We start from the raw sequence: 8877 nt of genomic DNA, 5'->3' as shown, positions 1-8877 counted from the left end.
CCCGCTCCACCGTGCCTACTTGCGGCCAGCGTGGTTTAACGGGGCGCCTAAGATCAAGATCAAAAGCAAAAGCACGGCGGCCTGAAAGCCGACCTGAGTGGTGTAGATCAAAAGCGGTCGAGTAATGTGGGTGCTCCATACATCAGGGAAACTGCATTCTGCCCTGCTTCTGATCTGGCTTTTGATCCACACCACTCAGGTCGGCTTTCAGGCCGCCGTGCTCTGCTTTTGATCTGCTTGTGATCTTGATCTCAGGCGCCCCATTAACCACGATGGCCGCACGCAGGCTTGAATCCGTGGGTAACCCGGCAGGACGCCGGGTTAGCCGCGCTGGGCCAGGGATGGCCCATCGCGGCGGCCCACGGACTCAAGCCGGAGTGCGGGCACACCGAGCCTAGGCGAGGTGCCGAGTGGTGGGGCAAGAGCCCTTTTGGTTACTTTTGGCTGGGCCGGCATTCCGGGCTCTTTTCCAAAAGTGACCCGCTGTAAAAGCGGAACCAATAGCAGCCGTTACCACAGCAACGGATATGCACCCAAACGGTCAAACCCCAAACCGCTGCCGCTCCGACTCATACAACGGCCGAACCAGCGCAAACTCATGATCAATCTGGTCAACCAGGGCCCCCAGGTCCGCCGTCGACCCGACAGACTCAGCTTCCAGCCGCTGACACAACTGCGCCAACCGCACCGCCCCAAGATTCCCACTACTGCCCTTGAAGCTATGCGCAATCCGCCCAAGCGCCTTGGCATCATCGCGCGCCTTACGCAACGCTTCGACGCGCTTTTGCGAATCATCAAGAAAGGTATCGAGCAACTTCGGATACTCGCTCTCCATAACCTCCTGCAACCCCGACAACACATCCGGGTCCAAATGAATCTCTGCCACTTGCTCGCTCCTTGATCAAGAATCGGCGGATTATGCCAGAGCCCCCCAGCAAAACTCCACGCAGACACTACGCCCGCCATCGGACCAGCGTACATCGCTGCTCAGTTGACGCACCAGGCTCAAACCTCGGCCAGACAGACGGTCGACATCCAGCGGCCGCGCCAACATCTGCTCCACGTCGAAGCCGGGGCCGCTGTCTTCGATACGCAGCGTCAACTTGCCGCCCATGTCGGTGGGCACCACCTGCACATGCACACGCACATAACCGCCGCTCAATTGCACCAGCCGCTCATTGCGCTCTCGATAATAGCGAGCAAAACCCTGGGCATCGCGCTTGAGCCGGGAGTCCAGGCCCAGCACGCCATGCTCCAGCGCATTGGAATACAGTTCGGCCATCACGCTATAGAGCGCCCCGCTCTGCTCACGCAGACCATGGATTTCCAGCAGCAACTGCAATAGATAGGGCAGCGGGTTGTAGGTCTTGAGAGTCTGCGCGCGAAACTCGAAACTCACCGACCAATCCAACGGACACGACTGGCCGCTGTCGGTATACAGGGGCTCGGCGGCACGCAACGGCTGGCCGGGCTGCAAGGTAATCTCCACCATGCTGACGTCGTCCCGCACCTCACCACGAAACGCCGCCAATGCCTGTTCGATATCTTCGAACAGGCGGTCGGGCTCGCGATTGTCGGCAAATACCTGCTGCAAACGCTCGGCACCGAACAACTGATCATTGGAATCAGCGGTATCCAGCACGCCGTCGGACAGCAGAAACACTCGGTCGCCCAAGGCCATAGGCCAGACTTCGGTGCCATCATCAAAGGCCTCCGCCGATAGCACCCCTAACGGTAAATGCCGTGACTCAAGCGGCGTACGCTTGCCGGTCGCGACTTCATGCACATAGCCCTCTGGCATGCCGCCATTCCACACCTCCACCACACGTCGCTGGGCGCTCAGGCACAGCAAGGTGGCGCAACAGAACATGTCCACCGGCAGGATGCGCTTGAGCTTGGCATTCATCTCGCGCAGGGTCTGCGCCAGGCCGTAGCCCTTGGCGGTCATGCCATAGAACACTTCCGCCAAGGGCATGGCACCGACGGCCGCCGGCAGGCCGTGGCCGGTGAAATCACCCAGCAGCACATGCATATCACCAGACGGCGTGTACGCCGCCAACAGCAGATCGCCGTTGAACAGTGCGTAGGGCGATTGCAGGTAGCGAATGTTCGGCGCCGCGTTGATACACCCGGAGTGCGCGACTTTGTCGAACACCGCCTTGGCCACCCGCTGTTCGTGCAACAGGTAATCGTGGTGCCTGGCAATCAGGTCACGCTGCTGCAATACCGTGGCTTGCAGGCGGCGCAGGCGATCCATGGCATTGATCTTCGCCGCCAGGATCAATTGGTTGTAAGGCTTGGGCAGGAAATCATCGCCCCCGGCATCCAGGCACTGGGCCAGGGCCTCGCTCTCGCGCAAGGAAGTGAGAAAGATGATCGGCACCAGCGCCTCACCCGCCAGTTGCTTGATTTGGCGCGCAGCTTCAAAGCCGTCCATCACCGGCATCAGTGCGTCCATCAAGACCAACTGCGGGCGTTCGCGGGCGAACACTTCGACGGCTTGCGCGCCGTTTGTGGCAGTCAGCACCTGGTGGCCCTGGCGCCGGATAATGGTCGACAGCAACAGCAAATCGGCGGCGCTGTCTTCAGCGATCAGGATCGTCAGCGCTTCAAGGACCGGGGCCAGAGCACTCAACTGATGTCGAACAGCTTGTCGAAGTTGGAGATGGCGAGGATCTTGCGCACATCGGAATTGCTGTTGACCACCCTCACTTCCGAGTCATCCCCACCCGCGTGATCCCGCAGCAGCAGGAGCATGCCCAGGGCCGAGCTGTCCATATAGGTGGTTTCCTTCAAGTCGACGATGTACTGCTCAGGCACCTTGTAGAAACGCTCATAGGAATCACGAAACGTCTGGTGACTGCCGAAATCGAACCGGCCCTTGATTGCGATCGTCAACTTTTTCCCATCCAGGGATACTTCTGATTCAACTGACATGTGACTGCTTCCTTGTCATTGGCAATGAGACAAGGTTTAGCAGGTAGTCGGGATGCGGGCAAATCGTATACGGCTATTCACCGATTTCATCGTAGCAGCTGTCGAGCGCCAGCGAGGCTGCGTTGGGCGCACCACAACTCTGAGACCGAGGCGCGCCCTACGCAGCCTCGCTGGCGCTCGACAGCTGCTACGGCGTTATTCTCAGTACTGCGATTGGCGGGGAAGCCGCTGGGACAACTCATCGAGCAATTTCTGCTCACGCTTGTCTTCCAGGGCCCGCGCTTCGTCGATGTAGCGCTGCACCAGCTTGCGCAAGCCTTCGACCCTGGCGAATGCCTGTTGCCAGCTCTCCCGAGCTTTATCGAGGTTGTTCTGGTGCCAGACCAGGCTCTGGCGCTGTTGGCCGACGGCGGTTTCCAACTGATTGAGAAAACCCTGGTAGCCCATTAGCCACTGGCCGGACACGCCCTTGCTGCCACGCTCGATCCACTGCTGCTGGTATTCGCCGCGAAAGCGCTCCAGGTCGCCCAGCTTGCTTTCAGCCAGGCGCACTTGGCCCTGGAAGTAACCCAGGCGCTGGACGGCAGTTTTCTCGGCTTTTTCGGCCATATCCACCACCGGGGCCAAGCGCGAGGAACGGCTGCTGGCCATGGCTTAGCCGCCTGGCGCCGGGGCGAAAATCGAGCCCAGGTGCGCTTCGCTTTCACCCATGCTGATCTTGTCGTTGAGGCCCTGACGCAGGTAGGTCACCAACTGCGGTTGCAGGGCAATCGCCAGGTCGGTCTCGCGATCACCGCCGGCCACATAGGCGCCGACGCTGATCAGGTCGCGACTCTGTTGATAGCGCGACCACAGCTGTTTGAATTGTTGCGCGCGGGCCATATGTTCCGGGGTGACCACCGACGGCATCACCCGGCTGATCGACGCTTCGATGTCGATGGCCGGGTAGTGCCCCTCTTCCGCCAGGCGCCGCGACAGCACAATGTGGCCGTCAAGCACGCCTCGCGCCGAGTCGGCAATCGGGTCCTGCTGGTCATCGCCTTCGGACAACACGGTGTAGAACGCGGTAATCGAACCACCACCGGCCTCAGCGTTACCGGCGCGCTCCACCAGTTTGGGTAGCTTGGCGAACACCGACGGCGGATAGCCCTTGGTCGCTGGCGGTTCGCCAATAGCCAGGGCGATTTCCCGCTGGGCCTGGGCGAAACGCGTGAGCGAATCCATCAACAACAGGACGTTTTTGCCCTTGTCGCGAAAGTATTCGGCGATACGCGTGCAGTACATGGCGGCGCGCAAACGCATCAGCGGCGCATCGTCGGCTGGCGACGCCACCACCACCGAGCGCTTGAGGCCTTCTTCGCCGAGGCTGTGCTCGATGAATTCCTTTACTTCGCGACCCCGCTCGCCGATCAGCCCGACCACGATGATGTCGGCCTCGGTAAAGCGCGTCATCATGCCCAGCAACACCGACTTACCTACGCCAGTACCGGCGAACAGACCCAAACGCTGGCCGCGACCGACCGTCAATAAACCGTTGATGCTACGAATGCCCACGTCCAGCGGCTGGCTGATGGGGTTGCGCTTGAGTGGGTTGATGGTCGGGCCGTCCATCGGCACCCAGTCTTCGGCCTTCATCCCGCCTTTGCCATCCAGCGCGCGCCCGGCGCCGTCCAGCACGCGACCGAGCATGCTCATGCCCATGGGCAGGCGGCCAGTGTCGGGCAACGGCACCACACGGGCGCCGGGGGCGATGCCCGCCAGGCTGCCGACCGGCATCAGGAAAATCTTGCTGCCGGAAAACCCCATCACTTCGGCTTCGACCTGCACCGGATGGTAGCTGTCGTCGTTGATCACCATGCAGCGGCTGCCCATGGCGGCGCGCAGGCCCTCGGCTTCGAGGGTCAACCCGACCATGCGCAGCAAGCGCCCTTCGAGGATCGGCTGGCCGGGCAACTCGGTGGCCTCGGCGTAGCTGCTCAGGCGCTTGGCGAAGCTGGTGCGATCAAGGCGCATCGGGGGCGTCCAGGTCAACGCTCAGGTCAGGCTCTGCCGGGTGCAGGGCTTGTTCGTGAAGTTGATCGAAGAGCTTGGCCATGATCTGGCTGATGCGGGTTTCCACCGTGGCATCGATACGGCTGTGTTCGGTCTCGACGCGGCAACCCCCAGGCTGCAACGACGTGTCTTCAACGATGCGCCAGGTTTCTTCATGGCGTTCGCGCAGGGCTTTGACCTGCTCGAAATCCTGGGGGTTGATGTACAGCCGCACATTGCCGATGCCCAGGGGCAGCAGCTTCAGGGCTTCACGCATCACGCTTTCAATATGGCTGGAATCCAGCACCAGTTCGCGCTGGATCACCTGGCGGGCGATGTGCTCCACCAGGCCGACCATGGCTTTTTCCAACTGCGAGTCCTGCTCGGCAATCGGGTCGAACAGGCCGCCCATCAAGCGCTCCAGGCTGGCCAGTTTGACGCTCAACGACTCTTCGGCTTCCTGACGAACCTTGAGGGTGGCGCTGCGAAAGCCGTCTTTCTCACCCGCTGCGAAGCCTTCGTTGTAGGCCTCCTGGCGGATGGCTTCCAATTCTTCGAGGGTCAGTGGCTGGACTTCGTCCAGCGGCACTTCTTCCATTTCCGCCGGTGTTTCCACCACAGGCTCAGGCTCTGGCTCCGGCACGTGAGGGTCGAAGCTGGGCAACGACCAGATGTCGAACCCACCGACATCCCGCGCGCGAATCAGATCGCTGGGCGCCTCATCTTTGTTCGACATGCGAGGCGCCTTAGATCATTTCTTCGCCGCCCTTCCCGCCGAGAACGATTTCTCCGGCTTCGGCCATACGGCGGGCAATGGTGAGGATTTCCTTCTGGGCGGTTTCCACGTCGCTGACGCGGACCGGGCCTTTGGCTTCCAGGTCGTCGCGCAACAGTTCCGAGGCACGTTTGGACATGTTCTTGAAGATCTTCTCTTTGACGTTCTCGTCCGAGCCCTTGAGGGCCAGCACCAACACGTCGGAGGAAACTTCGCGCAACAACGCCTGGATGCCACGGTCGTCGACATCGGAGAGGTTGTTGAACACAAACATGAGGTCTTCGATCTGGCCGGACAGGGTGTCGTCGATCTCGCGGATCGAGTCCATCAACTGGCCTTCGACCGAGCTATCGAGGAAGTTCATGATGTCGGCCGCGCGCTTGATACCACCCAGGGTGGTGCGTGAGGCATTCGAGTTGCCCGAGAATTGCTTCTCGAGAATCGTGTTGAGTTCTTTCAGGGCCGCCGGCTGCACGGTGTTCAGCGACGACACGCGCAAGATGATATCCAGGCGCACTTTATGGTCGAAGTGACCAAGCACTTCACCGGCCTGGTCAGGGTCCAGATAAGCCACGACGATCGCTTGGATCTGCGGGTGTTCGTAGCGAATCACGTCGGCAACGGCACGTGGCTCCATCCATTTCAGGCTGTCGAGGCCGCTGGTGTTGCCGCCCAGCAGGATGCGGTCGATCAGGCCGTTGGCTTTGTCTTCGCCCAGGGCCGAGGTGAGCATTTTGCGGATATAGCTGTCGGAACCGACGCCCAGGCTGGTCTGGTCGCCGACGATCTCGACGAACTCACTCATCACCTGCTCGACTTGCTCACGGTGCACATTACGCATTTGCGCCATGGCCACGCCCACGCGCTGAACCTCTTTGGGGCCCATGTGGCGCAGCACTTGTGCGGCGTCGGTTTCACCCAGGGACAGCAGCAATACGGCGGCTTTGTCGACCTTGGTGAGCTTGGCAACAGCGGCTCGATTATCACTCATCTGCGTTGATCCACTCTTTCACGACCTGGGCCACACGGCCCGGGTCTTCTGCCACCAGACTCTTGATTGCATTCAACTGAGCGTCATAGCCTTCGCTCGGGCTTGGCAACAGGATGCTTTGCGGGCCGCCGAGGCTGACACGATCGTTGGCCAGTTCGCCATCCAGGCCGCCCATGCCACCCAACTCGACGTCACCACCGGCCAGCGCCAGCTGCTTCTTGCCATGGCCGGTGATGTTGTTGAGCACCGGGCGCAGCACGCCGAACACCAGCACCAGGATAAACAACACACCCAGCACTTGTTTGACGATGTCCCAGAACCACGGTTGAGTGTAGAACGCCGCTTCGGCAATCACCTCACCCCGTTCGGCGGAGAATGGCATGTTGATTACGCTGACGCTGTCGCCACGGCTGGCGTCAAAACCGACCGCATCCTGCACCAGGCGAGTAAAGCGCGCCAATTCGTCGGCGCTCCATGGCGCTCGGGTAACGGCGCCGTCAGCGGCGTTGACCTTGACTTGATCATCGACCACCACCGACACCGACAGGCGGTTGATACGGCCCTGCTGCTGCTTGGTGTGACTGATGGAGCGGTCGAGTTCAAAGTTCTTGGTGGACTGGTTACGCTTGTCTGCCGGGTAGGGCGCGAGCATCGGCTGGCCGGTGGCCGGGTCCATGATCTGCTGGCCGTTGGCGTCCAGCAGCGGCTGGCCTGGCTGGATCGCACCGGCCGTGGCGGCGGCGCCACCGGTGGTTTGCGGAGCCGAGGCCGGCGCTGGCGGCTGGTTGCTCAAGGCACCCGGCACACCTTGCGGGCCATTGCTGGCGGTGCGTTGTTCGCTGGTGGACTGCTCGCTGCGCAGGGCGGGCTGGTCCGGGTTGAACTGCTCGGAGGTCGACTCGACGGCGCTGAAGTCCACGTCGGCGGACACTTCAGCCTTGTAGCGGTCATTGCCCAACACCGGTTGCAGGATATTGTGCACACGCTGGGTGAGCATGCTTTCCATGCGGCGGCTGTAGTCGAACTGCTTGCCGGCCTGGGTCAGCGAGGAGTTTTCCGCCATGTCGGACAGCAGGTTACCCTTCTGGTCGACCACGGTGATTTGCGACTTGCTCAATTCGGGAACGCTGGTGGCCACCAGGTTGATGATCGCCAGTACCTGGCCAGGCTCCAGGGAACGGCCAGAAAACAGCTCGACCAATACCGAGGCACTCGGCTTGCGTTCGTCGCGCACAAACACCGAGCTTTTCGGAATCGCCAGGTGCACACGAGCGCCCTTGACGTTATTCAAGCTCGAGATAGTGCGCGCCAGTTCGCCCTCCAGACCACGACGGTAGCGGGTGGCTTCCATGAACTGGCTGGTGCCCAGGCCTTGGTCCTTGTCGAGAATTTCAAAACCGATATTGCTGTCGGACGGCGTCACGCCGGCCGCCGCCAATTTCATGCGCGCGCGGGCCACATCATCGGCCTTGACCAGCAAGGCACCGGAGTTGGGCTCTACGGTATAGGCAATGTCGGCGGCGGCGAGGGTTTCCATGATCTGCTTGGAATCCATGCCCGCCAGGCTGCCGTACAACGGCCGGTAATCGGGTTGCTGCGACCACAACACCACGGCAAAACCAATCGCCACGCTGGCAGCCAGGCCGACCATCAGGCCCACTTGGCGCAACATGGTCATTTCGGAGAGGTTTTCCAGGAACGACAGGCCAAACAGCGGCGGCTTGCCGTCTGCCTTGGCGGGTGCGTTGTCCACGACTGCTTCTGCCATGACTTAAATCTCGTCCTTAAACCGGCATCTGCATGATGTCTTGATAAGCCTGAACCAGCTTGTTACGCACTTGGGTCAAGGCCTGGAAGGAAACACTGGCCTTTTGCGAGGCGACCATCACATCGGTGAGGTCCACGCCGCTTTTGCCGATTTCGAAGGCGGTGGCCAACTGGCTCGACGCTTGCTGGGTATCACTGACTTTGTTGATTGCCTGACCGAGCATGTCGGCAAAACTGCTTTGGCCCAATTCCGGCGCTGGCGCGACGGATTTCGGTTGAGCCATGGCATCCATTTGCATGGAGCGCATATCCAACATCAACCGATTGAACTCAATACCCTGGCTCATGACCTTCTCTCTCCGACGACCCGCAATTT

9 protein-coding genes are annotated in these 8877 nt (G+C 60.9%); all 9 read right to left on the bottom strand.

Translation table 11 applies throughout. The features are described from left to right. Nucleotides 1-541: 541 nt before the first annotated feature. Complete coding sequence (locus tag BFL40_RS07030) at nucleotides 542-886, bottom strand: Hpt domain-containing protein (protein WP_071483269.1); 345 nt, start codon at nucleotides 884-886, stop codon at nucleotides 542-544. 30 nt (nucleotides 887-916) lie between these two features. Next, nucleotides 917-2635, bottom strand: coding sequence for an ATP-binding SpoIIE family protein phosphatase (locus BFL40_RS07025; protein ID WP_071483268.1), 1719 nt, complete (start codon nucleotides 2633-2635; stop codon nucleotides 917-919). Continuing rightward, nucleotides 2632-2937, bottom strand: coding sequence for an STAS domain-containing protein (locus BFL40_RS07020; RefSeq protein WP_071483267.1), 306 nt, complete (start codon nucleotides 2935-2937; stop codon nucleotides 2632-2634). The genes BFL40_RS07025 and BFL40_RS07020 overlap by 4 nt, the downstream gene beginning before the upstream one ends. A 201-nt stretch (nucleotides 2938-3138) precedes the next feature. Beyond that, the gene (gene fliJ, locus BFL40_RS07015) at nucleotides 3139-3588 is read right to left on the bottom strand and encodes a flagellar export protein FliJ (protein ID WP_071483266.1); all 450 of its coding nucleotides are present in this window, start codon (nucleotides 3586-3588) and stop codon (nucleotides 3139-3141) included. A gap of 3 nt (nucleotides 3589-3591) precedes the next feature. Further along, a complete protein-coding gene (gene fliI / locus BFL40_RS07010) occupies nucleotides 3592-4950 on the bottom strand; it encodes a flagellar protein export ATPase FliI (protein WP_071483265.1) in 1359 nt (452 codons plus the stop codon). After that, entirely contained in the window at nucleotides 4940-5704 is a 765-nt protein-coding gene (fliH, locus tag BFL40_RS07005; RefSeq protein ID WP_071483264.1) for a flagellar assembly protein FliH, read from the bottom strand. The genes fliI and fliH overlap by 11 nt, the downstream gene beginning before the upstream one ends. A 10-nt stretch (nucleotides 5705-5714) precedes the next feature. Beyond that, nucleotides 5715-6734 (bottom strand): flagellar motor switch protein FliG, encoded by a 1020-nt coding sequence (gene fliG, locus BFL40_RS07000; RefSeq protein ID WP_010208743.1) that lies wholly within the window; start codon nucleotides 6732-6734, stop codon nucleotides 5715-5717. Beyond that, on the bottom strand, nucleotides 6727-8502 hold the full coding sequence (gene fliF, locus BFL40_RS06995; protein ID WP_071483263.1) for a flagellar basal-body MS-ring/collar protein FliF: 1776 nt from the start codon (nucleotides 8500-8502) through the stop codon (nucleotides 6727-6729). The genes fliG and fliF overlap by 8 nt, the downstream gene beginning before the upstream one ends. A 16-nt stretch (nucleotides 8503-8518) precedes the next feature. After that, nucleotides 8519-8848, bottom strand: a complete 330-nt coding sequence (gene fliE / locus BFL40_RS06990; protein WP_017134937.1) for a flagellar hook-basal body complex protein FliE — start codon at nucleotides 8846-8848, stop codon at nucleotides 8519-8521. Between the last annotated feature and the right edge of the window lie 29 nt (nucleotides 8849-8877).

The sequence above is a fragment of the Pseudomonas costantinii genome (assembly GCF_001870435.1).
Lineage (GTDB): Bacteria > Pseudomonadota > Gammaproteobacteria > Pseudomonadales > Pseudomonadaceae > Aquipseudomonas > Aquipseudomonas costantinii.
Note: the sequence above shows the minus strand (reverse complement) of the source record. Positions and strands in the feature narration are given on the sequence as shown.

Bases quoted from the DNA above. Each gene is read 5' to 3' on its own strand.
- BFL40_RS07020 (WP_071483267.1), bottom strand. From the start codon at position 2,937: ATGTCAGTTGAATCAGAAGTATCCCTGGATGGGAAAAAGTTGACGATC.
- fliJ (WP_071483266.1), bottom strand. From the start codon at position 3,588: ATGGCCAGCAGCCGTTCCTCGCGCTTGGCCCCGGTGGTGGATATGGCC.
- fliI (WP_071483265.1), bottom strand. From the start codon at position 4,950: ATGCGCCTTGATCGCACCAGCTTCGCCAAGCGCCTGAGCAGCTACGCC.
- fliH (WP_071483264.1), bottom strand. From the start codon at position 5,704: ATGTCGAACAAAGATGAGGCGCCCAGCGATCTGATTCGCGCGCGGGAT.
- fliG (WP_010208743.1), bottom strand. From the start codon at position 6,734: ATGAGTGATAATCGAGCCGCTGTTGCCAAGCTCACCAAGGTCGACAAA.
- fliF (WP_071483263.1), bottom strand. From the start codon at position 8,502: ATGGCAGAAGCAGTCGTGGACAACGCACCCGCCAAGGCAGACGGCAAG.
- fliE (WP_017134937.1), bottom strand. From the start codon at position 8,848: ATGAGCCAGGGTATTGAGTTCAATCGGTTGATGTTGGATATGCGCTCC.